This window comes from Rhizobium sp. AP16 (genome assembly GCF_000281735.1).
Classification (GTDB): domain Bacteria; phylum Pseudomonadota; class Alphaproteobacteria; order Rhizobiales; family Rhizobiaceae; genus Rhizobium; species Rhizobium rhizogenes.
On record NZ_AJVM01000016.1, the window covers coordinates 121,568 to 148,171 of the forward strand.

Consider the following 26,604-nt stretch of genomic DNA (forward strand, 5'->3'; position numbering starts at 1 on the left):
GACGGCGGACTCGATACGAAAGCGTGGTGTGCAACAGAAGCCGGGATCAATATGCATCCGAGAGGTAAGAGATTTGTAAAACCGCAAAGCGTTCTATTCAAGCGGAGTGAGAAAACATCGTCGTCCGGTCGACGAATCCGCATCCGTTACGCATAATTACGCTTAATAAAGCGAAAAATAAATTCGACGATCTGGGTTCTTCCGCCTATTTGCCAGAGGCAGATTCCTGCATCCCGCGAATAAACTCATAGATTCGGGATTGTCGTCTATAAAGTGATTTACGCATACTTCAGATTTTCAGTTCGCGCTCCCACTGAACTTTGAGAGATAGTGTGACGATGAAGCAACAATGTCATCTCGGCATGGTCGATTTGGGCTTCATCGTCCACACGCACAAATCAATCGGATCTTCTGCAACAGGCATGGCGAGGGGATAGGAGCAAATTGGCCGGGTTTCACACCGGCACGATCCGGTAGCCCTCTGAGGCCCGTCCCACGCGGCCGAAGCCGGTGATATGGCCGCCGGCGACAATCCAGCCTTCGCGGACGGCATGTTCCAGCGTAGCCTGACGTGTTCGTACCGCCATCTCGGGGTCGATATCGTAGATCAGGCCGATCTTCGGATCGCCGGGTTGAAGGTCTTCCAGATGCAAGGTGTCGCCCCAGATCAGAAGATCCTTGTCCCCGCCGCGCACCAGATAGCCGGTGTGGCCGGGAGTGTGACCCGGCAGAGGGCGAGCCTCTATACCGGCCAACACAGGGCCATCAGGAATCTGCCGGACCCGAGGCCCATAGACGCGGACAAGCTGCTCAGCCACGTTGAAGCCGCCGCGGCGCGTCTCCGCCGTTGCCTGTCGGGCGACTGGATCGGTGAAAAACGCAAAGTCCCTGTCCGGCACGAACACCTCTGCATTCGGGAAATACGAAGCGTCACCGTCGAACAGGCCGAGCGCATGATCACCATGGATATGGGTCAGCAATATCAGCCGTATCTGGTCCGGCGTAATGCCGGCCTCCTGCAACGCCGATCGCGCATGGCCGTATTTTGGTCCCCACGCGGTACCGGTGCCGGCATCCACGAGAATGATGCCATCGGCGCTGCGCAGGGCAAAACAGTTTACATCCACCTGAAGCATCGGCTTGCCCAACGCTTCGATCGCACGCTGCCGTGCAACGCTGCCATCCGCATGGATCAGCACGTCCGCTGGCGCTTCGAAGACACCGTCGCGCAAAAGGATAACGTCATATTGCCCGAAATGCCGGAGACTGTCTGTCATTGATGCGATCTCACCTTGAAGGCCAGATTCAGGAAAAGGCCGACCCGAGAGCCGTCCCTTTCCTTTAGTCTTGTGACGGACGATCAAGCTCCGTAGACGACCAGCAGGTCCTTGGCGTCGATCTGGTCGCCGGCAAGCACGAGGACTTCGGTTATGGTGCCGTCCTTCTCCGCATGCAGTGCCGTTTCCATCTTCATCGCTTCGATGGAGACGAGCACGTCGCCGGCCTTGATCGCCTGGCCGGGGGTGACGAAGACGCGGGAGATGACGCCCGGCATCGGCGCGCCGACATGCGCGGCATTGCCGGGCTCCGCCTTGCGGCGCACGGCACTGCCCGAGGCGCCATGGGCACGGTCCGGCACCTTGATGCGACGCGGCTGGCCGTTGAGCTCGAAGAACACGGTCACCATGCCCTTTTCATCGGTCGCCGTCATCGCCTGGTTGACAACCACCAGCGTCTTGCCCTTCTCGATCTCGGCAAAGAGCTCGCCGCCTTCCTTCAATCCGTAGAAGTAGGCAGGCGTCGGCAGCACCGAGACCGGGCCATAGGTATCGGCGGCCAGCGCATAGTCGGTGAAGACCTTCGGATACATCAGGTAAGAAGCGAATTCGAAGTCATCGACCTTGCGCTCCAGCTTGGTCTCGATGACCTTGCGCTCGGCATCGAGATCGGCCTCGGCCAACAGAGAGCCGGGACGCACCGTATAGGGCGCCTCACCCTTCAGCGCCTTCTTCTGCAAGGCCACCGGCCATCCGCCCGGCGGCTGGCCGAGATCGCCCTTCAGCATCGAGACCACCGATTCCGGGAAGGACACTTCCCGGTCGGGATTAACCACATCGGCAACTGTCAGGTCCTGGGAGACCATCATCAGCGCCATGTCGCCGACCACCTTGGAAGAGGGGGTGACCTTGACGATATCGCCAAACATCTGGTTGGCGTCGGCATAAGCCTGCGCCACCTGATGCCAGCGGGTCTCGAGACCGAGCGAGCGCGCCTGTTCCTTGAGGTTGGTGAACTGGCCGCCTGGCATTTCATGCAGGTAGACTTCCGAGGCCGGTCCCTTGAGATCGCTCTCGAAGGCCGCGTACTGATGGCGTACCGCTTCCCAGTAGAAGGAGACCCGGCGGATCCATTCAGGATCGAGGCCCGGATCGCGCTCAGTGCCCTTCAAAGCTTCGACGATCGAGCCGAGGCAGGGCTGCGAGGTATTGCCGGAAAGCGCATCCATCGCCGCATCGACCGCATCGACGCCCGCGTCCACGGCCGCCAGCACCGTGGCGGCGGCAATGCCCGAGGTATCATGCGTGTGGAAGTGGATCGGCAGGCTGGTCGCCTCGCGCAACGCCTTGAACAGCACCTTGGCAGCGGCAGGCTTCAGAAGCCCGGCCATGTCCTTCAGTGCGATGATATGGGCACCGGCCTTTTCCAGTTCGACGGCGAGATCGGTATAGTACTTCAGATCATACTTCGGACGGGCGGAGTTCAGAATATCGCCGGTATAGCAGATCGCCGCCTCGCAGAGCTTGTTCTCCTCGATGATGGCATCCATCGACACGCGCATGTTCTCGACCCAGTTCAGGCAGTCGAAGACGCGGAAGAGATCTATACCGCCCTTGGCGGCTTGGCGGACAAAGTATTTGACGACATTGTCGGGATAGTTGGTGTAGCCGACGCCGTTGGCACCGCGCAAAAGCATCTGCAGAAGCAGGTTCGGCGCGCCCTCGCGGATCAGCGACAGGCGCTCCCACGGATCTTCGGTGAGGAAGCGCATGGAGACGTCGAAGGTGGCGCCGCCCCAGCATTCCAGCGACAGCAGTTGCGGCAGAGCGCGGGCATAGGTCCCGGCGACCTGGGCGATATCGAAGGTCCGCATGCGGGTGGCGAGCAGCGATTGATGGCCGTCGCGCATCGTCGTGTCGGTCAGAAGCACGCGCTTCTCATTGCGCATCCATTCGGCGAACTTCTGCGGACCGAGCTGGTCGAGCCGCTGCTTGCTGCCGTCGGGAACTTTGCCGTCGATATAGGGCAGAATAGGCTCCGAGGCCTTCGGCGACGGCGCGGGCCGGCCACGGGCTTCCGGATGGCCGTTGACGGTGACGTCGGCCAGATAGGTGAGCAGCTTGGTGGCGCGGTCCTGGCGCTTGACCTGCTGGAACAGCTCCGGCGTCGTATCTATGAAGCGCGTCGTATAGCTGTTATCGCGGAATTTTGGGTGGGTGATGATCGCTTCGAGGAAGGTGAGGTTGGTCGCCACGCCGCGAATACGGAATTCGCGCAGCGCCCGGTCCATGCGGGCAATCGTCTCGTCCGGCGTCGAGGCCCAAGCGGTCACCTTGACCAGCAGCGGATCATAGAAGCGGGTGATGATCGCGCCCGAATAGGCGGTACCGCCATCTAGACGAATGCCGAAGCCGGCAGCCGAGCGATAGGCGGTGATGCGGCCGTAATCGGGAATGAAGTTATGTTCCGGATCCTCGGTGGTGACGCGGCACTGCAGGGCATGGCCATTGAGGCGGATATCCGCCTGCTTCGGCACGCCCGATTCCGGCGTGCCGATGGCAAAACCGTCGAGGATGTGGATCTGCGCCTTGACGATGTCGATACCGGTGACAACTTCGGTCACCGTATGCTCGACCTGGATGCGCGGATTGACTTCGATGAAGTAGAATTTGCCGGTATCGGCATCCATCAGATATTCGACCGTGCCGGCGCCGACATAGCCGGTCGCACCGGCGATCTTCAGCGAATAGGCGGCCAGTTCCTGGCGTTGGGCGTCCGTGAGGTAAGGTGCGGGCGCGCGCTCGACGACCTTCTGGTTGCGGCGCTGGACCGAACAGTCGCGCTCGAACAGGTGCACGACATTGCCATGGGTGTCGCCGAGAACCTGGCTTTCGACGTGGCGGGCACGCTCGACCAGCTTTTCCAGATAGACCTCGTCCTTGCCGAAAGCGGCCATCGCCTCACGCTTGGCTTCCGTCACTTCCTTGGCGAGATCCTTGGGATCACGGATGGCACGCATGCCGCGACCGCCGCCGCCCCAGGAGGCCTTGAGCATCACCGGATAGCCGATCTCCTCGGCCATCTTCGCCACGAGCTTCATATCGTCGGGCAGCGGTTCGGTGGCAGGCACGACCGGCACGCCAACCGAGATCGCCAGGTTGCGGGCCGCGACCTTGTTGCCAAGCTGGCGCATCGTATCGGCGCGCGGGCCGATGAAGATGATGCCGGCGGCATCGCAGGCGTCAACGAACTCGGGGCTTTCCGACAGGAGGCCGTAGCCCGGATGAATGGCGTCGGCACCGGACAGCTTGGCGACACGGATGATCTCGTCGATCGACAGATAGCTTTCGATCGGCCCGAGGTCGCGGGAAAGATGCGGGCCGCGGCCGACCTGATAGCTCTCGTCCGCCTTGAAGCGGTGCAATGCCAGTTTGTCTTCCTCGGCCCAGATGGCGACTGTTTTAATCCCGAGCTCATTGGCAGCGCGAAATACGCGAATGGCAATCTCGGAACGGTTGGCAACCAGGATCTTGGATATGGGCAATGCAGTCTCCTCACGGCATCGAAACGGGCAATGCTGCACCCGCGAAGAGAATTCTTAACTTCTTGTCACGGGAAGTTCAATTTCCCGTAGCGTCAGAAATCAAAATAGTTGCGGCTATGGAACAAGTCCGTTTCTGAAGGCGATTGCGACGATATGCTGGCGGTTCCGGGCGTTCAGCTTGTCCTGGATGCTATTCATGTACCAATCGACGGTGTGATTGGAGATCTTGAGCGTGCGGCTGATATCCATCGAGGTCATGCCTTCCGCCAGATGATTGAGCACCTCGATCTCGCGCCTAGTCAGCTTGGCCTCGATCGCGGGGGCTTCCTCAAGCGGCCGTGCCTCGTCACGCAACTCCAGAAGCCGCCAGAAGACTTTCTTGGCCACGGCGTCGAATAGCGAAAGTTCGGCGGGCGACAGATCGACCGAATTGCCGCCGATCGTCATCGTGCCGAGCAGGCCGCTGCGCCCGAAAATGGGAAAGATATAGCCGTCGACGAGCCCGTTGGCTCGGGCATCGGCCATCATCTGCTCCATACGGCGGCGGAGCGGATCACCCTTCAGCGCTGCCATCGCGTCGCGCCAACGGAAAGGCCGCTGCGCCTGGCCGAGATAGCGCATGGTCGGATCGACCAGCACATATTTCCGGGCGACATAGGTAAGCGGCCATTTGTCTGGCCAACGACCCGCAAGCATGACGCTGACAATGTCGACCGCCGGCCGCGGATGCCTCAGCAGACCATAGAAATCGAACTTATAGGAGCGCAGCACCGACTCGAGTTCCGTCACGACATTCTTGGGCTGATTGCATTCTTCAACGACCACAAGCAATTGCATTAACGAATGAATATTCACACATACCCCCTGGCCCGAAAAAGCCTGGTTCCTCGTCGACGAACGCCCCACCGATATCCGCACCGCCTCCGGCGCGGCGGATGGCGGGCAAACATACTCGGATCGAAATAAATTTGAACGTCTGTGGCGAGAAATTCAGAATTCAACTTCGCATAGCAATCGCTTCGCCGCGCGACAATGCTAATGTAAGAAAGTATTCCTGAATCCTCATACTTCTCAAGTGGCCGAAGGCCTGTCCTGGCGACCAGGCGCGTAACCCATGAAATTTCCTCTGAAAAAGCAGCGCCGGATTCCGTTAATCGCCGGTTCAGGTAGCAATCTGTAGTGTCGCCAACATTCCGAAATTGCTGATGCACAGAGGTTGCCAGACGTGTCTCTTTTCAAAGTCTATGCAAGAGCCCTGAAGTATCTTGGCGCGTATCGTTACCGCGTATGGATGGTCGTTGTCGCCAACATCGCGTTGGCGATGACCACGATCTATGAGCCGGTTCTGTTCGGCCGCATCTTCGACGCCATCGGCAAGAAAGAGCCCGTGACGCCGACCATGATGCTGTGGGCCGGCTTTGCCGTCTTCAGCGCGGTCGCCTTCATCATCGTTTCCCGCGAGGCGGACCGTCTCGCCCATGGCCGTCGCGCATCGCTGCTGACGGAGGCCTTCAGCCGCATCATCTCCATGCCCCTGTCCTGGCACAGCCAGCGCGGCACGGCCAGCGCGTTGAACACGCTGCTGCGTGCCTGTGAAGCCCTGTTCGGCCTGTGGCTCGAATTCATGCGCAATCACCTGACGACGGCCGTCGCCCTCGTCGTGATGATCCCGACCGCCATGGCCATGGACTTGCGCCTGTCCGCCGTCCTCGTTCTGCTCGGTATCTTCTACTGGATCATCGGCAGTGTGGTCATGAACCGTACCAAGGACGGCCAGACCTCGGTCGAAAGCCATTACAACACCGTCTTCTCGCATGTCAGCGACTCGATCAGCAACGTCTCGGTGCTGCACAGCTACAACCGCATCGAAGCCGAAACCAAGGCGCTGAAGTCCTTCACCGAACGCCTGCTTGCCGCTCAGTATCCGGTCCTCGACTGGTGGGCGCTGGCCGGCGCGCTGAACCGCACCGCCTCGACCATTGCGATGATGGCGATCCTGATGATCGGCACCGTGCTCGTCCAGGGCGGCAGCCTCAGCATCGGCGCGCTGATCACCTTCATCGCCTTCGCCAACGTACTGATCGGTCGCCTGGAGCTGCTGCGCAACTTCGCCAACCAGATCTTCGAAGCCCGCGCCAAGCTGGTGGACTTCTATACGCTGGAAGATTCCGTCCGCGACCGTGAAGAGCCCGCTGGCCTTGCCGAGATCAAGGACGTCAAGGGCGAAGTCGAGTTCCGCAACGTTTCCTTCGGCTTCGGCAACAGCGCCCAGGGCCTGCACAACATCAACTTCACGGTGAAGGCCGGCCAGACCGTCGCCATCGTCGGCCCGACCGGCGCCGGCAAGACGACGCTGGTCAACCTCCTGCAGCGTGTCTACGATCCGCAGGGTGGTCAGATCCTCGTCGACGGCAACGACATTACCAAGGTAACGCGCAAGTCGCTGCGCCGCTACATCGCCACCGTCTTCCAGGATGCCGGTCTGCTGAACCGTTCGATCAGCGACAACATCCGTCTCGGCCGCGAGGGTGCGACCGAAGAAGAGATGATGCGCGCTGCCGAAGCGGCCGCCGCCAACGACTTCATCGAGACGCGTGAAAGCGGCTACGAGACCCGTGTCGGCGAACGCGGCAACAAGCTCTCCGGTGGCGAGCGCCAGCGTATTGCCATTGCCCGCGCCATCCTCAAGGACGCGCCGATCCTCGTGCTCGACGAGGCGACCAGCGCGCTCGACGTGGAGACGGAGAACAGGGTCAAGGCGGCGATCGACAATCTGCGGCAGAACCGCACGACATTCATCATCGCCCACCGCCTGTCGACGGTTCGCGAGGCCGATATCGTCCTCTTCCTCGAAAACGGGCGCGTTATCGAGAATGGCAGCTTCAGCGCGCTCAGCCAGAGCAACGGCCGCTTTGCCGCCCTGCTGCGCGCCAGCGGTATCCTGACGGACGAGGAAGTCCGCAAGGCACATACCACGGAACACGAAGCCGCCTGATCATTCGCATGGGGCCCAAAAGTCGAAGCCGGGGGAGCAATGCTCCCCCGGTTTTTTGCGCGAGTGCATTCGCACTGGCAAAAGCCTCTGAGAAACACAAGAAAGGCCCGGCAGGGAAAACCGGACCTTTCTCCTTCTCTGATCGGAGGTCAAATCGGTCATGACGCCAGCGGAGTTATGACGGGCGTCAAACCGGTTATGATTTGGCGTCAAGCCGGGTAGGAACGGCCTGATGCCCGGGATCAGATCAGAACTTGCGCTCAAAACGCAGGGCGCCTGTCCACTGGTCGGTATTGGCAGCATCGTAACGCATGTAGGTGAGTTCCGGCGTGACGACCAGATCCTTGACCGGACGCCAGGCCAGGTTCGTCGTCGCCTGCAGAATGCCGCTGTCGGTATAGGCGACCATCGTGGTGTTCTGCAGCTTCGGTGTGAAAGTGTAGCTGAAGCCGGTCCAGAAGGCCCAGTCACCCCATCCGCAGTCCGCGCCATTCTTCGGGCAAGCCGCCGCATTGGTGTTGAGGAAGGATCCGGCATATTTGTTCAGCTTGTCACCATCCGTATTCCAGCCACCCATGAAGAACGGCTTGAATGCACCGAAGTCGCCATCGATACGCGCCTTGATGGCACCTTCCTCGACGACGGAATCATAGCCGCCGACGATCCTGAACTGGAACATGCTGCCCTTATAGCCGGCACCAGCCACGACGTCCGGAGCATAGTGATCAGCCTTTCCGGTCTGCCATTCGCCGCGATAGGAAGAGCTGGTTGCCGAGGAATTGGAATCTTCCAGCGACACCAGTGCGGTAAAGCCGTTGCCGGAATCATATTTGTAGGTGAGTTGGTTCAGCTCCTTCGGACCTTCATAGACGACCTCGTCGTTTATAAGACTGGTCGTGTAGCCCATGTACATCGTATATTGGGAGTCGAGCTTGCCAACGGTGAAGCCACCGAGGCTGATATTGGCAAACAACAGCCGGGCGTTGGTCGTGCCGCCATCCTGCCAATCCCACCGGTAAACGGTGTTGGTCTTGAGCGGACCATATTCCGTATCGGTCGCGGTATCGAAGGAAAGCTCCGCGCGGGTATGCCATTGCGTGCCGATGTTGCTTGCCGCGTTCCTCGGATCCTTCCAATAGCCCTCGGTGCGGACCTTGCCGCCGACCTTCAGACAGGTTTCGGTGCCGGGAATGAAGAAATATCCCGCGCCAAAAGCATCGCAAATGCGGACATATTCCAGCGGTTCCGGCTCGGCGGCCAGGATGGCGTCAGCCGCCTGCGCTCCCGAGACGGCGGCCAGGGCAGCAGCGGAACCGAGAAGAAGACTTCTGATATTCATAGATCACTCCAATCCAGTAGCGATTGGGCTTGAGTCATCGCGCCGAAAATTCGACGTTCCCTACCCCATTCCCGTTTTGACGATCCCCACGATTGCGTCACACGCCCATTCGGGCGCGTGTGGCGCCGGGATGGCGTTACTCCCCGAGCACCGCCACGGCGTCGATGTAGGCGCTTAGGTTTTGCACAACAAGATTTTGAACAATGGAATTTTCGCAGCTTCGTACCGAAACGCCGCCGCGTTGCAGAAACATCACGTCACACGTCCTTCACGAAAGTGTCGTGAATGGATTGTCTTTGAAAATCTTTGTTGTTTGTTTGGTGCCGAATGGCGACCAGACGGATTATCGGTGCCGTTCGATCCGCACCGGCAGGCGAAGCGCTCCAACCGATGTCTTGACGGGGCGATGGTGAGCCGTATCCAGCCGCTTGTGCTCGAGATAATAGGCATAGGCAAACTGCAGGACAATGCCGACGACGACATAGGCGGCGCCGACGGCCGGATCCTTCTCGGTAACATAGAGAATGACCTGCCCCGCCATGGCGAGGATGGTGCCGGCAACGAAGATGCTGAGGGAATGCCGCCCGAGGATCACTAGCGGATGGTCGGCCGGCCGCCGCAACGCACGCGAGACCGATGGTATGCAGATGATGAGATAGGCGAGCGCCAGCACATGCAGAAGCCGCGGCAGGGACAGGAAGGTCTTGTCGAAACCGGTAATGACCGGGGGCAGGCCGAACGCGGCCAAGTGGTCGCCTAGCACCCAGAGCTTGTCGGTGACCCAGATGAAGGACAGCATGACATAGGCAAGCGACAGCGCGAACAGGATCGGGTTATAGGCAATCCGACCACCGCGTTTCACATGCATGACGGCAACGAAGCCGATGACGAACAGGAACTGCCAGGAAAGCGGGTTCAGGAACCAGAAGCCGTCGAGCAGCGTCGTATGCGGCGCGATCTGATAGATGCCGGCCAGCAGCCAGACGCCGGCGGAAGCCAGCAGCAGAAACAGCGGACTTCTCGCCTCCACCACCAGCATCAGCGGCAGCATCAGGAACAGCGCCCCATACATCGGCAGGATATTGTTATAGCCGATCTGATGGCCGAGCAGCAGCAGGGCTTGAATGCCACGCGCCGGATTCATCAGCACCGCGAGGATGTTCACCTCGCAAAGCAGACCCACCTGCCGAAAGATCCAGGCGCCGGAGATGAACAGCACCAGCGTGATGAAGGTGGTGATCATATGCGCCGTATAGAGCGTGAAGGCGCGCTTGACCGCCTTCCAGGCTGTCAGGAGCCGATTGCCGGGCTTGAAGCGCGTGCCATAGGCGAGGCCGACCGAGATGCCGGAGATCAGCACGAAGGCTTCGGCGCCATCGGAGAAGCCGAAATTCTTCGTCGTCAGATGCTCGAAGAACTGGCCGGGAACATGGTTGATGAAGATCGTGATCAGGGCCAAAGCCCTTAGAACATCCAGCCTCGTATCGCGCCCCGTCGACATCTTCGGCGAGCCGCTGGCGCTTCCCGACCGTGTGTCGATATGTGCCCTGATGTTCATGAACATCTCCTGTTCCGGCATTCAAATGCGGATAGGGCCAAAGAGTTCCCTCTTTGGCCCTATCGATCAATGCAAAACAGTGCACAAAAGCGTTACTGTTCGATTGGATAGCCCTCTTCGGGATTAGCAAGCGCCCTATCATTCACTGCGACTGAGTATCCGCTCGCATCGGGCGCTTTTGAGACGGAAATGCGGTATTTTCCGCTCGGTAGATCGAGGTCCGCCGCAAAGCCATCCCACGTCGACGGCAGCGCCGGCTTGACATAAAGGTAGCCATTCTTGACGCGGATGCCGAGAATGCCCTCGATCGCCACGCGATAGAACCAGCCGGCCGAGCCCGTATACCAGGTCCAACCGCCACGACCGGTCAATTGCCCCTCGCCATAGACGTCGGCGGCAATGACGTAAGGCTCGACGCGGTAGGTATCGGCCTGATCGCGATCAAGTGCGTGGTTGACCGGGTTCAGCATCTCGAAGCAATGCCAGGCATCGTCGCCACGGTTCATTTCCGCCAGCGCCATGACCACCCAGGTGGCGGCATGGGTATATTGGCCGCCGTTTTCGCGGACACCCGGCGGATAGGACTTGATGTAGCCCGGATCGCGCGCCGACTTGGAGAAGGGCGGCGTGAACAGCCGGATCATCCGGTTGTCGTCGTCGACCAGCTTTTCAAGAACGGCGTTCATCGCCGTCTCGCCGCGCTTGGGGTCGCCCTCGCCGGAGAGAATGTTCCACGACTGCGCGATCGAATCGATCTGGCATTCGAAATTCTCGCTGGAGCCGAGCGGGCTGCCGTCGTCGAAATAACCACGGCGATAATGGTTGCCGTCCCAGCCCGCCGTTTCCAGCGACTTGCGCAATTCGGGCAGATGCTTGGTCCAGCGCTCGACGCGCTCCTTGTCGCCGCGTGCTTCCGCATAGGGCAGGAAGGCGGTGAGCGTGCCGGCGAGGAACCAACCGAGCCAGACGCTTTCGCCACGGCCCTGAATGCCGACGCGGTTCATGCCGTCGTTCCAGTCGCCGCCGAGGATCAGCGGCAGGCCGTTGCCGCCCTTGCGCTTGATGGCAAGATCGAGCGCCAGCGCCGCATGCTCGTAGACGCTGACCTTATCCTGCGACACCGTCGGCTGGTAGAAGGCGTCGTGCGTGCCGGGCATGAGGGCAGCACCCTCGACGAAGGCAAGTTCTTCGTCCAGCAGCGACTTGTCGCCCGTCACCGTGCAATACTGGTTGATCGCATAGGCAAGCCAGACGACGTCGTCCGAAATATGCGTACGCACGCCTGCGCCGCTGCCCGGCAGCCACCAATGTTGCACGTCGCCTTCGCGGAACTGGCGCTGGGCCGCGTTGACGATCTGCTTGCGCGCAAGTTCCGGCGCATGCATCAGGAAGGCCAGCGTATCCTGCAGCTGGTCGCGGAAGCCGAAGGCGCCCGAGGCCTGGTAGAAGGCGGTGCGCGCCATGATACGGCAGCCGAGGCTCTGATAGGGAAGCCAGGCGTTGATCATGTTGTTCATCGCCTTGTCCGGCGTCGAGATCTGCAGGCGGCCGGTAAAGCCGTCCCAGAAGCCGCGGGTCGCCGACAGCACGGTCTCGAAATCCGCCTTGCGGATCTCGGAGACCAATGCGCGAGCCTCTTCGAGAGAGGCGGTGTCGCCCATGTAGAAGCAGATATCCTTCTCTTCACCCGCGCCGATGCTCAGGTCGAAGGCAAGTGCCGCGCAGGGATCGCCGTCGAGATCAGTGGAGTTGGAGAGGACGGCACCGGAGATAACCGCTTCCGGCATCTGCACCGTGCCGTGACGGCCGATGAATTCGCGGCGGCTAGCCGAGAAGCTCGAATGCGCCTCGCTTGCCGCCATGAAGGCGACCCGCTTGGAATAATCGATGCTGTAGGGATTGTTGGCAAACAGCGCACCCGTCTCCTCGTCCAGCGACGAGAGGATGAAGGGCTTGGTCTTATGCGGATTGATGCCGAGCACCCATTCCGCATAATTATAAAGCCGCAGCCGCCGGGTGCCCTTGCCCTTGTTGCTGACCCGCAGGCGGAAGACCTTCACGGGACGCTCGCGGTCGACCGTCTGCGTCAGTTCCAGCCCGATGCCGTTCTCTTCGCTCGAGAACACCGAATAGCCGAGGCCGTGGCGGGTCTCGTATTGCACCTTCGGATTGCGCGACAGGCCGGCATAGGGGGTCATGACCGTATTGCTGTCGAGATCGGTCACATAAAGCGCCTCACCCGGACGGTTGATGACCATGTCGTTTGTCCATGGGGTCAACTGATAGTCGCGAGAATTGTGGCTCCAGGTGAAACCGCCACCTTCGGCGGGCACATGAAAACCGAAACGCTCGTTGGTGATGACGTTGATCCACGGATGCGGCGTCGACTGGCCGCCGGCAAGCCGGACGACATATTCGCGACCGTTTTCGGCAAAGCCGCCATAACCGTTCCAGAAGTCGAGATCGGCCTGTGCTCCGAGTTCCGTCGCAACAAACACCGATTCCTGCGGCGCGAGCGCCACGGCACGGCGATCGACCGAAGCCTCATCGCCCTGCGGCGTCGAACCGAACAGCGTGGCCGCGCGGGCGATCTGGTCGACCAGCTTGCCGTTACGCGCATGGAAGACGACGCGCGAAGCGGCGAGGATCTGCTGGTAGGTCTCGTTTTCGATCAGATCCTTGCGCACCGCGAAGATGTGCTGGCGCAGCCCATCCCCCTGGTTGTGACGGATATGATCCGCAAGCGCATCCAGCTGATGCTGCATCGCCTGCGCATGCTCGGCGGCGCATTCGTTGAGGATCACCAGATCGGCGGCAATACCGCGCGAGCGCAGATACTCTCCGGCACTCAGCGCTTCCTTGGCGATTTCGATGTCGATTTCGTCATTGATGCGCAGCGTGAAGATCGGGAAATCGCCCGAGATGGTCACCGGCCAAAGCGCCGACTGCGAATGCAGGCCGGCAAGGACGGTGGCGCTGTCGGCGCGCAGATGCATGTCGGGATAGACGAGATAGCGGGCAAGCTTCTGGAAAGCGGCCGCCTGCTGCGAGGAAACGCCGACATGGCGCATCTGCATCTGCGTACGCGTCCAGGCCTGTGTCAACTCGGCTGCGAAAGCATCCGGATTGCGGTAGCGATCGACCGCTTTGTCGACCTCTTCCCGGTTTGGCGCTGCGATCGTCCAGAAGATCACACTGACCTTCTTGCCGGCCGGCACGCGCACGACGCGGCGCAGCGACAGGCAGGCATCCATCGTGAAGCCTTGCGTGCCCGAGAGCGTCGCGCCCGGATCGAAGGCGGCGGCTTCGGCAAGCGTGCGGCCACGGCCGAGGAACTTGCGGCGATCCGTCTCGAATTCCGTCGGGCGCTCCGAGCCGGCATTGTCGACGACCAGATGCGCGATCGCCATGTCCGGTTCGTTATACTCGCGCTTGTTGCGCTCGGCGCGGAGCACGTCACCGCTACTACCGACTTCGGTGCGAACGAACATGCGCGCGAAAACTGGATGGCCGGAATCGACGTCGTCGCTGGCAATCGCCGGCTCGAGATAGGAGGTCACTTCGATGAAGCGGTCTTCCGAACCCATGTTGAGCAGCGTGACGCGGCGGCCTTCGGCATCGTTTTCGGTGGCGACGATGCATTCGACCTCACTGGTGAAGTCGCCGATGGTCTTGCTGTATTCCGCCTTTTCGTCGCTGAAGGCGACCTTGACCTTTTCGCCTTCGATGCTGCGCGGCTCCGCGGTCGCCGACCACCATTGGCCGGATGTGGTATCGCGCAGGAAGATGAAAGTGCCCCAGCGGTCTTCCGTCGGATCGGGCCGCCAGCGCGACACGGACAGGCCGTTCCAGCGCGAATAGCCGGCGCCGGTCGCCGTCAGCATGACGGAGTAATGGCCGTTGGACAGGAAGGCGAGTTCGCGGTCCTGCGTGGCCGGATCGGCGATCTTGCGGATCTCCGGACGCAGCATGTCTTCCTGGATATTGGCCGGCTGATCACTTTCGTGCTTGGCGGCCATGACCGGAATATCGCGCGGCGCCTTTTCCTGCAGCAGCAGTTCGGCCGCTTCGATCACCGGATCGGCGTGGAAGAGTTCGCGCAGGCGGCCGTTGAAGGCAACGTTGGCAATAGCGGCAATCGACATGCCATGGTGGTGGGCATAGTAGTTGAAGACCACCGCGCATTTCTTGCCTTCGGGAACGCGGGTCGGCGTGAAGTCGACGGCATCATGGAAACCATAGATGCCGAGAGCGCCGACCTTGCGCAGCTTCTGCAGGTTTTCGAGCGCCGCTTCCGGCCGGTACTGGCTGGCGAGGATGGAGGCATAGGGCGCGATGACCGCATTCTGGCCGAGGCCACGCTTCAGGCCGAGCGAGGGCACGCCGAAGTTAGTGTACTGATATTGCATCTGATGGTCGCGGGCGTTGAAGGCCGCTTCCGAAATGCCCCAGGGGATGCCGGCGCCGAGACGCTTGGCGTAGTTCATCTGTTCCTGGACGATCAGATTATTGGTCTGGTTGAGAATACCGCCCTGACGCTCCTGCATGACGAGCGGCGGCATCAGATATTCGAACATCGAGCCGGACCAGGAGACCAGCGCACCGCGCGAGCCCACAGGTACGACCTGACGGCCGAGGCGATACCAATGCTCCGTCGGCAGGTCGCCCTTGGCGATGGCGAACAGGCTGGTAAGGCGGGCTTCCGACGCCAGCAAGTCGTAGCAGGCGGCATCGAGCTCGTTGGTTTCCACACGGAAGCCGATGGAGAGCAGGCGCCGTTCCGGACGATAGAGGAAGGCGAATTCCATGCCGAAGGCAGTTTCGCGCATGCGGTCGCGCAGCTTTGCCAGGCGCTGGCGCAATGCGTCGACATTGGCGAGATCGAAGACGCTGTCGGCGATATGGCCTTCGCAGACCTTCACCAGCGATTGCGACCAGGTGAGCACCTCGCCGCTCTGCGGCGACTTGACCTCGTGGTCGAGGTTGGCGGCAAGCTTCTCGATGTCATGCGCCAGGACCGAAAGGTTGATGATGCGGATCGAGGCAAACTCATGCTCGCGCTTGACTGCGGCCAGCGCATTCTGGAAGCCGACGATGCGCTCTTCCAGGCGATGACGCAGCGGGCGCACGGTCTTGCGGTCATCAGGAAGCTCGGCAAGTATTTCGCCGAGGATGCCGGCGACATCGCCGATGCCGTCGAGATTGCCTTGCATGTGCGCGGAAGGAGCTTCCGCCCAGATGCGGCAGGCCGAGGACACGGCGATGAGATGGCCGGCGAAATTGCCGCTGTCGACCGCCGAGACGTAGCGCGCGCCCATCGGCTTCAGCGTATCGGTATGATACCAGTTGCAGAGATGGCCACGGAACTTTTCGAGCTTCTCGACCGTCGCCATGGTCTTTTCCATGCGATCGATGGTTTCCTCGAAGGAAATCCAGCCGAAATGGCGGGCCGAGATAATCGAGAGCAAGTAGACGCCGATATTGGTCGGCGAGGTGCGCGATGCCACGACCGGATGCGGCGTCTGCTGCACGTTGTCCGGCGGCAGATGGTTTTGCTGCTCGACCACGAAGGTGTCGAAATAGCGCCAGGTGCGCCGCGCGATCTTGCGCAGCTCCGACGAGACGCTTTCCGGTACTTCGAGCTTGTCCTCGGTTTCCGCCGTTTGGCTGACATACCAGGCGATCGCCGGCGACAGGACCCAGAGCAGCGCAAAGGGAATGCCGACGAGGAAAGCATTGTCGCCCGACAGCGACGCGAAGGCGAGCGCCAGCAACGCCAGCACCGGTGCATGCCACATGACGCGGTAATGACCGAGAATGGTGGTCTGCGCCGCGGCCTGAGCGCTGGCAGCGGTGCGCCATTGCAGCATCAGCTTACGGCTGACGAAGGCGCGGTAGAGCGAACGCCCGATGGCGTCGGCCATGATGCAGGCGCCGTCTGCGATGAAGACGATGCGCAGCGCCACCTGCGCGTTGGCGGCGCGGATATCCGTCCAGACCGTATAGAGATGGGCGCGGGCGACGATATCGCTGGTGCGCGGAATGATGCCGTTGATCAAGGACAAGGTCGGCGCCACGAACAGGCAGAAAATCAGCAGGATCTGCCAGATCAGGGCAGCGAACGGCCCCATAAAGTACCAGCCGAGAACCGAGGCGAAGAACCAGGCGATCGGCGTCAGCGAGCGACGCAGATTGTCCATCATCTTCCAGCGGCCGAGACCGGTGACGCCGCGCTTCGGATTGAAGAGGTAAGGAAGGAGCTGCCAGTCGCCACGCGCCCAGCGATGCTGGCGCGAAACTTCGACTTCGTAGCGGATCGGGAAGTCTTCCACGAGCTCACAGTCGGTCACCAGCGCGCAACGCGCCATCGAGCCTTCGAGCAGATCGTGGCTGAGAACGGCGTTCTCGTCGATCTTGCCCTTCAGCGAGGCCTCAAAGGCATCAATATGATAGAGGCCCTTGCCGGTAAACGTGCCTTCCTCGACCAGATCCTGATAGACGTCGGAAACGGCGAAGACATAGGGGTCGAGACCGCGATTGACGGAGAAAACGCGCTGGAACACCGAGGCGTCCTTGCCCGTCGTCAGCGACGGGGTGACGCGCGGCTGCAAGACGCCGTAGCCGCGAACGACACGCTTGGTCTCGGGGTCGAAGACCGGCCGGTTGATCGGATGATGCAGCTTGCCGACGAGCTTCGTGACCGTATCGCGCACCAGGCGCGTGTCGGAATCGAGCGTCATGACGTATTTCACGTCCTTCGGCACGGTATTGGCGCCGGGCAGGAAGGTCGTGTCGCGGTCGCCGCGCAGGAGCAGGTTCAGCTCGTGCAGCTTGCCGCGCTTGCGCTCCCAGCCCATCCAGGAGCCTTCGGCGGGATTATAGAGGCGGCGGCGATGCAGGAGATAGAAGCGCTGCGTGCCGTCCTCGGCGTAGCGGGCCGCAAGGTTGGCGACTTCGCGGCGAGCATAGTCGAGGATTTCCAGATCGCGTTCGCTCTCTTCCTCCTGGCTGTCCGGCCAATCGCTGAGCAGCGCATAATAGACTTCGCCGCGCGGATTGGCGAGGTAATGGACTTCGAGATTGCGCACGAGTTCATCGACGCTGTCGCGGTTGCCGATCAGCGTCGGCACGACGACCAGCGTGCGGGCCTCTTCCGGAATGCCTTCCTTGAACTCATAGCCGACGAGGCGCGCCGGCGTCAGGTACATGGTGACCACGAAATTGAACAGGCCCGTCGCCCCTTCGGACGCCGGCAGCGAAAACATCAGCAGCATGAGAATGGTTTCAGCCCAGCCCATGCCGGCCTGAATCATGAAATAGCCGACGGCAGCCAGTGCAAGGGCTGTCAAAAACATCACGGGCGCTGCGATCGCCAGCCAGTTGAGCTTGCGCCACTGGCGCACGAAGCGCGCCGACAAGAAGGGGCGATAGCCGATCGCCTTTTCCAGCTTTTCCGTCTGCTGGCCCATGATGTAGTCGCCGATATTCGGCTCTTGCGGCTGCGGTTCGCCCGAAGCCTTGGCCGCTTCCGTCATCGCCATGGCGACCTGGGCGATCTCCATCTCGGTCTTCTTGGAGCGACGGGCAAGCTTTTCGATGCGGCGGCGATAGCTGTTGCGCGAGCCGGGATCGAGCTTGGCGTAGTCGGTCTCGTCCCAAAGCAGCTTGTCAACCGCGCTCACCTCTTCGACCCAGACCGACCAGTCGGTATCGTCGATCAGGCGCAGGCTCTTGATGATGTTGCCCATCGTCACATTGCCGGACGACAGCCGGTTATGCTCGGCCATCATGACGCTTTCGGCGTCCGTGCCGGCATCCGCCATGCGCTTTTCCATCCAGGTGACGGCGAGACCCGAGGTGTGCGAGCCGTCACGCAGGCGATAGAGGAATTGCGTCGCGAAGGTATTGTCCGACGTATAGGGCTCGAGCGTCTTCAGGAATTCGGTGACCTTGGCATCGTCATTGAGACGGATCAGCTCGTCGACGGCCTCGTTGGCCTTCTTGCGCGTGATGCGGCTCTGTTCGACGCGGCTGGAGATGCGGCGCAAATTGTCGACGAGGATATAGCGCACCAGCGACGGGACAGCCCAGAGCTCGCCGATCTTCAGCATCTCCACGGACTGGAAGCCTTCAACCAGTGCCAGCAGGCCCTGGTTGGACACGGTGCTGTGCGTATGGGCGACATAAAGCCAGGCCAGCGCCATGGTGCGCGGCATGACCATGCCGCCGATGGTGATCGTCTGGAGCTGATCGTAGAACTTCTTCGGGAAGTCGCGGCGGACTTCCTGGATCGCCTCTTCGATGACATAGTGGTTGTCGAGCAGCCATTCGGCGGCCGGCGTGATCGATTCGCCCGCGTCGACATCGGCATTGGCCGAACGATAGACCCGCAGGATCTCCTTCTCGTTCTCCTTATGACGCGCAAAGAAGTCGAAGGGCGCAAAGCCCGGCAGCGTCGTTTTGGCGCCGTTGCGGGCGAAGGTCGCTCCGCATTCGCGTATCTGCTCGTTGGAGAAATAGGTCGCCCGGATCGAATCGTTGTGATCGATCTGCTTAGCTTCAGAATCGCGTAGCGAGACAGTGGAGAGATTTTGAGTCGTCATGGATTCGGGTTCTGGGTCCAAACAGAGTGACAGGCATTATCGCCTTTGATGTCTTTGTCCTGCCCGACACAACCATTCACACATTTGGACCCTTTTGCTTCGCTTCCCGGCGCGCGAAGGGGGTGAATTCGAGGTGGCGGCTTAGAACAAACGATTCAGGCGAAGATTTTCATGGGTCTTCTTCGAGGTCGTGGCGATTTTGCGCCATCATTCGAAACAGGCTTGCCATGAAACTTGAGACGCGGCCGGATGGTTCCGACAGCAGTCCCGGTGTGTCAAAAACAATCGATCAGAGTCACGAGGCATTCTCCTTTGGCTGACTTCTTGCAAACAGGAATCAGGGTATTTCAGACTGAGCCCTCCATATCCCGTGGAAGATGAACTTAAACTGAACTCCCTCAAAAGATTCGCAAATTCGTCTCAAGCGCCGCTTTTCTCCGGATAGGAAATAATCGACAGGAAACGGATCGGCAGACTGACCAGCACTTCCGGGCCATGCGGCGCATCGGCGTCGAAGAACAGGCTGTCGCCGGGCAACATGGCATAGAGCTTGTCGGCGTGGCGATATTTGACCTCGCCTTCCAGCATATAGATCAATTCCAGCCCCGCGTGTTGAAACGCCGGAAAAACATCCGAATCGGCCGTCAGGGTAATGAGATAGGGCTCGACCTGCAGGCCGTTGGACCCGTTGCCGATATGGCCGAGCAGATTGTACTGATGACCGGCGCGCGTCCCCCGCCGCTCCATCTCCAGACCCTCGCCGGCCTTGACGAAGACGGCATTGCGCTTCTCTTCAAATCGCCGGAAGAATGCGGTGACGGGCACGCCGAGCGCCCGCGCCAGGGACTGCAACGTGGTGAGCGACGGCGAGGTATTGCCGTTTTCGATCTTGGACAGCATGCCCAGCGATATGCCGGTGGCCGAGGCGAGATCGGCGCCGGTAATACCGAGCTTCTTGCGATAGGCGCGAACCTCATGGCCGATCGCCATTTCGAGGTTGTTCTCCTTCGCATCACGCAGGGCGTGCGGATCCTGTTTCAGAATTGCCTTCGCATCGTGAGCCCCACTCCGCCTGCTGCTGCGCCCCGCCTCCACCTTGGTCATGCCTCCGCCCCAATCTATTTTTGTATTTTGGCGGAGCTTACTGTTTTAACGAAGCGCATTCCATTGGGCAGGGCAAAATTTCTTTGCCCGGCAAAGTTCTGGTGGCGTGCGGGAAGAAGAATTGCCGTGTGGGAGGAATGAATCTGGAAAGAGGCGGATCAAACCGCCTGTTATAGCCGGCCGGACCCGAGCCTCGGTCCAATGAAATACTACGTCCCTGGGGACAAGCGAGAGAAGAACACTTCAGCCACGACCGGCCAAAACCGGTCGCATCACTCTCGACAGAAATCAGACCACGATGCCGCAAACGATGGCGGCGACGAAAATGAACGCGGCGGAACACAGCGCAACGTTGATCGCGGTGTGAATCTTGTGCCGCGTTGCGGCAGCACGCTTCGAAGCATCGAACCGGTTCACATGCGTATTCGACATACCCAAATTCGCCATGTGTTGCCTCCGTTGATTTTTTATTGTCGCAAGGGACGAGCCCATGCCTGACATTTATATAGTCTCTATCAATTAGGTAGAGATAATTTTCCGTCCAGAGGGCGGCGAGGAGAAAAATAAACCACTGGGGTTCAGGTGGGGCTCGATAATCGGCGAAGCAGAAGCTCAGCAGAGAATGCGGCGAGCCCAGATCAAGGTGCGCTCCACGGCGCTTGATTCAGAAGCCGGGGCCTCGGTTTGACCGATCAGGTGACGGCTCTTTTCTTCCGGCAGAGTGACGGTCAAGACGTCCTCTTCCTTCTCCGGGATCGGCGGATGAAGATAGCCCATGGTCATGCCACCCATGAAAAACATGCCTGCCTCCACTCGTGTACGACCCGGTAAGGATCACGAAAGTTAACCGTCATTAACAACATCATGACAGAAATGCGGCAGGTGTCAATAGTCTATACGATTGGTCGTCTTTTGGGTGGATATCGACAAAAAGTAAAATAATTACAGATGCTTAATCGCGAACAAAACCTTTGCTCGCGATCATCAGATTGCGCGTGTAGTCTTCCTCGACCTTGCCGGCCGCCAGGTCTTTCGCGCTCAGCCGCTCGACGATAGCGCCGTTCTGCATGACCACGAGGCGCTCGCACATATGGGTGACGACGCCGAGATCGTGGCTGACCATGACGAATGTCAGATGGCGATCCCTGCGCACCTGCTCGAGCAGATTGAGCACTTCCGCCTGCACGGAGGCATCCAGCGCCGAGGTCGGCTCATCAAGCAGCAGAATGGACGGCTCGACGATCAGGGCGCGGGCGATTGCCACGCGTTGGCGCTGGCCGCCGGAAAGCTGATGTGGATAACGAAACCGGAAGCCGGTGCCGAGACCGACTTCGTCGAGCGCTCTGGCAATCCGCGTCTCGCTGTCGCCGATGCCATGGATCGCCAGCGGCTCCAGCAGCAACCGGTCGATGGTCTGGCGCGGATGCAGCGAACCGTAGGGGTCCTGAAATACCATCTGGACTTGCCGATAGAACGACTTGGCGCGCTTCGAGCCCTTCAGTGCCGCGCCGTCGATGCGGATTGTGCCGCCGCTGACCGGCGCCAGACCCGCGACGGCCCGCAGCAAGGTGGACTTGCCGGAACCGGACTCGCCGACGAGGCCGAAGGATTCGCCGCGGTTCACATCGATGCTGACCGCATCCAGGGCATAGTAACCGTCATAGACGACGCTGAGGCCGTCAACCGCAAGCGCCGCCGTCATGCCGCCCACTCCGGCTTGCGATCGAGAACCGGCAACGGATGGCGGTTCTCGCCGATCACGGGCATGCAGTTCAAGAGGCCGCGCGTATAGGGATGCTGCGCATTGTTAAGCTCGGAGGCTTTCAGTTCCTCGACGATCTTGCCGGCATACATGACAATCACTCGGTCACAGAAGGAGGAGACCAGCCGCAGATCGTGCGACACGAAAATCAGCCCCATGCCGCGCTCCGACACCAGTTTGTCCATGATTCGGAGCACATCGAGCTGCACGGTAACGTCCAGCGCCGAGGTCGGCTCGTCGGCGATCAGCAGTTCCGGCCCGGCGATCAGCATCATCGCAATCATCACGCGCTGGCCCATGCCACCGGAGACTTCATGCGGATGTAGGTCGTAGACACGCTTCGGATCGCGGATTTGCACGGCCTCCAGCATGGCCAAGGCGCGGTCGCGCGCTTCTCCCCTGCCGACCTTTTCGTGCGTGCGCAACGTCTCGGTGATCTGCTTGCCGATGGGCATCACCGGGTCCAGCGAATATTTCGGATCCTGCAGCACCATGGCGATGCGTTTGCCGCGCAGCGACCGGCGCTCCTTGGCCGAGATCGACAACAAATCGATGCCGCTGAAATTCAGCCTGTCGGCGCTGACGAGCGCGTGCGGCGGTGTCAGCCCCATGATGGCGCGGCCGGTCTGCGATTTGCCGGAGCCGCTCTCACCAACGATGCCGAGCCGCTCGCGACCGAGCGTGAAGGAGACGCCGCGCACCGCCTCGATGACGCCAGTGCGAGTGGGATAACGAACTCTGAGGTTCTCGACCGTCAGCATCGTCGTCATTGTCCGCTCTCCTTCGGATCAAGCGCATCGCGCAGGCCGTCGCCGAGCAGGTTGAAGCCGAGGCTGACGATCAGGATGGCGATGCCGGGCATAGCCGCCACCCACCATTGGTCGAGATAATATTTGAAGCCGCTGGCGATCATCACGCCCCATTCCGGTAGTGGCGGCTGCGCGCCAAGGCCGAGAAAGCCGAGGCCGGCGGCCGTCAGGATGACGCCGGCCATGTCGAGCGTGACGCGCACGATCAACGAGGAAATGCAGAGCGGCATGACATGGCGGAAGATGATGCGCAGCGGCGAGGCGCCCATCAGCTGCACGGCGGCAATATAGTCCGAGCGCCGCACCGTCATCGTCTCGGCCCGCGCCAGACGCGCATAGGGCGGCCAGGAGGTGATGGCGATGGCAATGATGGCGTTTTCGATGCCTGCCCCGAGCGCGCCGGCGAAGGCGAGCGCCAACACCAGTTTCGGGAAGGCGAGGAAGATGTCGGTGATCCGCATCAGCGCGGTATCGACCCAGCCGCCCAGATAGCCGGCGACCATGCCGATGATCAGCCCGATCGGCGCGGAAATGATCGCGACGAGCACGACGATATAGAGCGTCCATCGCGACCCGTAGATCAACCGCGAAAGGATATCGCGGCCAAGATCATCGGTGCCGAGGAGATAGCCCGGGGTGCCCGGTGGCTTCAGATAGGCGTTGGTGAGATCGCCGATCACGGGCGAATGCGGGGCGATGACATCGGCAAGGGCGGCGATCAGCGCCAGCGCGAGGATAATCAGCAGCCCGACGACAGCAAGGTGATTGGCGGAGAACTGCCGCCAGGTGACATAGGCGCGCCCGAGCCTTGCCTGCCGGCGCGACTGCGGCCGGTCCGACAGCAGCCAGTCACGCCAGCTAATTTGCGTGGTCCCAGCCGTCATTTACGTCGCGTCCTTGGATCGAGGGTCCGATACAGCAGATCGGACAGCAGGTTGATGCCGATAAAAACCGTGCCGATGACGATGGTGCCGCCAAGCACGGCGTTCATGTCGGCATTGCGCAGCGAACTGGTGATATAAAAGCCGATACCCGGCCAGGAGAACACGATCTCCGTCAGCACCGATCCCTCCAGCAGCGAGGCATAGGAGAGCGCGATCACCGTGATCAGCGGCACGGCGGCGCTGCGCAGCGCATGCCCCCAGATCACCCGCGTTTCCGATAGGCCCTTGGCGCGGGCAGCGACGATATATTCCTGACCCAGTTCGTTCAGCATGAAGCTGCGCGTCATGCGGCTGATATAGGCAAGCGACAAATAGCCGAGCAGCGAAGCGGGCAGGATGATGTGGCGGAACACGTCCCAGAACACGTCCCACTGCCCCTGCATGGCGCTATCCAGCAGGTAAAAGCCGGTGACCGGCGTGAAGGTATATTCGTAGGCAATGTCGATGCGGCCGGGATAGGCCACCCAGCGCAGCTGTGCATAAAAGATGACGAGCGTCACCATCGCCAGCCAAAAGACCGGCACCGAATAGCCAACGAGACCAATGACGCGGACGATCTGGTCGATGAAACTGTTGCGGCGCACGGCGGCAAGCACGCCGAAAGGAACCCCGAAAACCGCGCCGATGATCGTGCCGACGGTCGCAAGCTCCATCGTCGCCGGAAAGACGCGCCGGATATCGTCCATCACCGGATTGGTCGTCAGCACCGAGGTGCCGAAATCGCCGGTGAGCGCGCTCACCAGATAGAAGTAGAACTGCTGATAGAGCGGCTGGTCGAGATGCATTTCGCGGCGCAGGCGTTCGATCACCTGCGCAGGCGCATGGTCGCCGGCAATCGCCAGCGCCGGATCGATCGGGATCACCCGTCCGATGAAGAAGGTGACGGCCAGAAGGCCGAGATAGGTCGTGACGGCGACGACCAGGAAGCGCAAGACGCCCATTAGAATGGGCGCGGTACGGCCCTTCTTGGGCCGCACCTCCATTTTCCGTTCGACGGTGCTCAAAGAACTAATCCTGCCGGATTACTACTTCGAGATCGGCCATACGAAATTCGTGTCGAAGCTTGGACCGAGCTTGAAATCCTTCACGTCCTTGCGATAGCCGGCCACTTCCGTCTGCTGATAGAGGAAGATGAAGGGGCTGGCTTCCAGGTACTTCTTCTGGATATCCTGATACATGGCAGCGCGCTTGGCGGTATCGACCTCGAACAGGGCGGCCTTTGTTTCCTTGTCGAGTTCCGGCGTCGTCCAGGTATTACGCCAAGCAAGCGTCTTGTTCGTGCCGGCGTCGGAGTTGTCAGGATTGTTCGTGAACGTATCGGCGTTGGAATGGGGATCCCAATAGTCGTTGCCCCACTGACCGTAATAAATGTCGTGATTGCGGGCGCGATACTTGGTCAGCTTCTGCTTGCCATCACCGGGGATGATCTCCACCTTGATGCCGGCCTGGCCGAGCGTCTGCTGGATCGTGGTGGCGATGCCGGTATCCGGCTCGATGCTGCGTGCGTCCATGGTGACGGTGAAGCCGTCCGGCAGGCCGGCCTTGGCCAGCAATTCCTTCGCCTTGGCGACATCCAGCTTGAACGGATTTTCGTCCAGCGCGCCGAGCAGGCCCTTCGGCTCGAAAGTCTGGTGGATTTCGCCAATCCCCTTGATCAGCGTCTTGCCGATGGCGTCATAGTCGACCAGGTACTTGAAAGCCTGCTGCACTTCCGGCTTGGCAAGGTTTGGGTTCTTCTGGTTGAGGCTGATGTAATAGATCGTACCCTTCGGCGCACTGGTCGAGGCAAGCTGCGCGTTCTTCTCGACGGCGGCGAGATCGTTCGGCGACAGGTTGCGGGCAATGTCGATATCGCCGTTCTCCAGCGCCAGGCGCTGCGCCGAGCTTTCCTTCATAAAGCGGTAAATGACGCGGGCAAGCTTCGGCTTGTCGCCGTAGTAACTTTCATTACGCTCGAGAACCACGGCCTCGTTGGCGCGCCATTCGCGCAGCTTGAATGGTCCTGAGCCGGCAAAGCCGGTCTTCAGCCAGCTATTGCCGAAGTCGTTGTCATACTTGAAATCCGCCGTCGGCGTCGCCGGCTTGACGTGTTGCAGAACCAGCTTCTTGTCGACCACATTCGCGACGGTGGCCGTCAGGCAGTTCAGCACGAAGCTCGGTGCGTAAGGCTTGTCGACGGTGAAGACGAAGGTGTTCGGATCGGTCGCCTTGGCCTTTTCCGTGACGTTGTCGCCGGTGAGGCCGAACTGGCTGAGAATGAAGGCCGGGCTCTTGTCGAGCTTGACAACACGCTCGAAGGACCATGCAACATCCTCGGCGGTAATCGGATTGCCGGAGGCGAATTTCAGGCCGGGCTTCAGCTTGAACGTATAGGTCAGATGATCGTCGGAGACCGACCAGCTCTCGGCAAGATCGCCCTGGATCTTGGAGGTATCCTTGATATCGAGGCGGACGAGCAGGCTGTAGGTGTTGCCGGTGATTTCGGCAGTGGAGAGCTCGTAGGCCTCAGCCGGGTCCATGCTGAGGATGTCGTCGAAGGCGAAACCCTCGACCAGCGTATCCTTCGGCGTTTCAGCAAAGGCGCTCGGCGCAGCCATCAGCAAAATCGAGAGAGCCGCGCCGGCCGAAAGGGCGCGGAAGCTGCGGTTCATCCTGGTCATCATCATAT

Annotated in this window: 14 protein-coding genes and 1 pseudogene; 1 reads left to right on the top strand and 14 read right to left on the bottom strand. The window is 60.6% G+C overall.

Translation table 11 applies throughout. The annotated features are described in order from the left end of the window. Nucleotides 1-455 precede the first annotated feature (455 nt). The 3 genes from PMI03_RS09510 to PMI03_RS09520 form a co-directional block, all read right to left on the bottom strand. On the bottom strand, nucleotides 456-1,277 hold the full coding sequence (locus PMI03_RS09510; protein WP_007692352.1) for an MBL fold metallo-hydrolase: 822 nt from the start codon (nucleotides 1,275-1,277) through the stop codon (nucleotides 456-458). A gap of 83 nt (nucleotides 1,278-1,360) precedes the next feature. Continuing rightward, nucleotides 1,361-4,822 (bottom strand): pyruvate carboxylase, encoded by a 3,462-nt coding sequence (gene pyc / locus PMI03_RS09515; RefSeq protein WP_007692354.1) that lies wholly within the window; start codon nucleotides 4,820-4,822, stop codon nucleotides 1,361-1,363. A 114-nt stretch (nucleotides 4,823-4,936) separates the two neighbouring features. Continuing rightward, nucleotides 4,937-5,677, bottom strand: a complete 741-nt coding sequence (locus tag PMI03_RS09520) for a LuxR family transcriptional regulator (RefSeq protein WP_007692356.1) — start codon at nucleotides 5,675-5,677, stop codon at nucleotides 4,937-4,939. A gap of 370 nt (nucleotides 5,678-6,047) precedes the next feature. Here PMI03_RS09520 and PMI03_RS09525 point away from each other — a divergent pair, with 370 nt between their 5' ends. Next, a complete protein-coding gene (locus PMI03_RS09525; RefSeq protein WP_007692358.1) occupies nucleotides 6,048-7,817 on the top strand; it encodes a glucan ABC transporter ATP-binding protein/ permease in 1,770 nt (589 codons plus the stop codon). Between the two features lie 247 nt (nucleotides 7,818-8,064). On the opposite strand, the gene PMI03_RS09530 is transcribed toward PMI03_RS09525, so the two are convergent. The 11 genes and pseudogenes from PMI03_RS09530 to PMI03_RS09575 all read right to left on the bottom strand — a co-directional run bounded on the left by PMI03_RS09530 (nucleotide 8,065) and on the right by PMI03_RS09575 (nucleotide 26,602). Further along, nucleotides 8,065-9,156, bottom strand: a complete 1,092-nt coding sequence (locus tag PMI03_RS09530) for a porin (RefSeq protein ID WP_007692360.1) — start codon at nucleotides 9,154-9,156, stop codon at nucleotides 8,065-8,067. Between the two features lie 343 nt (nucleotides 9,157-9,499). Beyond that, nucleotides 9,500-10,657, bottom strand: a complete 1,158-nt coding sequence (locus PMI03_RS09535; protein ID WP_049783231.1) for an OpgC family protein — start codon at nucleotides 10,655-10,657, stop codon at nucleotides 9,500-9,502. A gap of 283 nt (nucleotides 10,658-10,940) precedes the next feature. Continuing rightward, nucleotides 10,941-19,317 (bottom strand): annotated as a pseudogene (locus tag PMI03_RS09540) (GH36-type glycosyl hydrolase domain-containing protein); the annotation flags it as partial. A 420-nt stretch (nucleotides 19,318-19,737) separates the two neighbouring features. Beyond that, nucleotides 19,738-20,421 (bottom strand): XRE family transcriptional regulator, encoded by a 684-nt coding sequence (locus tag PMI03_RS09545; protein WP_012652888.1) that lies wholly within the window; start codon nucleotides 20,419-20,421, stop codon nucleotides 19,738-19,740. Between the two features lie 288 nt (nucleotides 20,422-20,709). Beyond that, entirely contained in the window at nucleotides 20,710-20,868 is a 159-nt protein-coding gene (locus PMI03_RS31600; RefSeq protein ID WP_007692368.1) for a hypothetical protein, read from the bottom strand. 165 nt (nucleotides 20,869-21,033) lie between these two features. Next, complete coding sequence (locus PMI03_RS09550; protein WP_007692370.1) at nucleotides 21,034-21,222, bottom strand: hypothetical protein; 189 nt, start codon at nucleotides 21,220-21,222, stop codon at nucleotides 21,034-21,036. A 151-nt stretch (nucleotides 21,223-21,373) separates the two neighbouring features. After that, complete coding sequence (locus PMI03_RS09555) at nucleotides 21,374-22,123, bottom strand: ABC transporter ATP-binding protein (protein ID WP_007692372.1); 750 nt, start codon at nucleotides 22,121-22,123, stop codon at nucleotides 21,374-21,376. After that, entirely contained in the window at nucleotides 22,120-22,953 is an 834-nt protein-coding gene (locus PMI03_RS09560; protein WP_007692374.1) for an ABC transporter ATP-binding protein, read from the bottom strand. Before PMI03_RS09560 ends, PMI03_RS09555 begins: the two co-directional genes overlap by 4 nt. Next, the gene (locus tag PMI03_RS09565) at nucleotides 22,950-23,876 is read right to left on the bottom strand and encodes an ABC transporter permease (RefSeq protein ID WP_007692376.1); all 927 of its coding nucleotides are present in this window, start codon (nucleotides 23,874-23,876) and stop codon (nucleotides 22,950-22,952) included. Before PMI03_RS09565 ends, PMI03_RS09560 begins: the two co-directional genes overlap by 4 nt. Continuing rightward, nucleotides 23,873-24,940: an ABC transporter permease gene (locus tag PMI03_RS09570; RefSeq protein ID WP_007692377.1), complete on the bottom strand. Its 1,068-nt coding sequence runs from the start codon at nucleotides 24,938-24,940 to the stop codon at nucleotides 23,873-23,875. Before PMI03_RS09570 ends, PMI03_RS09565 begins: the two co-directional genes overlap by 4 nt. Nucleotides 24,941-24,961: 21 nt before the next feature. Continuing rightward, nucleotides 24,962-26,602, bottom strand: a complete 1,641-nt coding sequence (locus PMI03_RS09575) for an ABC transporter substrate-binding protein (RefSeq protein WP_007692378.1) — start codon at nucleotides 26,600-26,602, stop codon at nucleotides 24,962-24,964. Nucleotides 26,603-26,604: the final 2 nt, after the last annotated feature.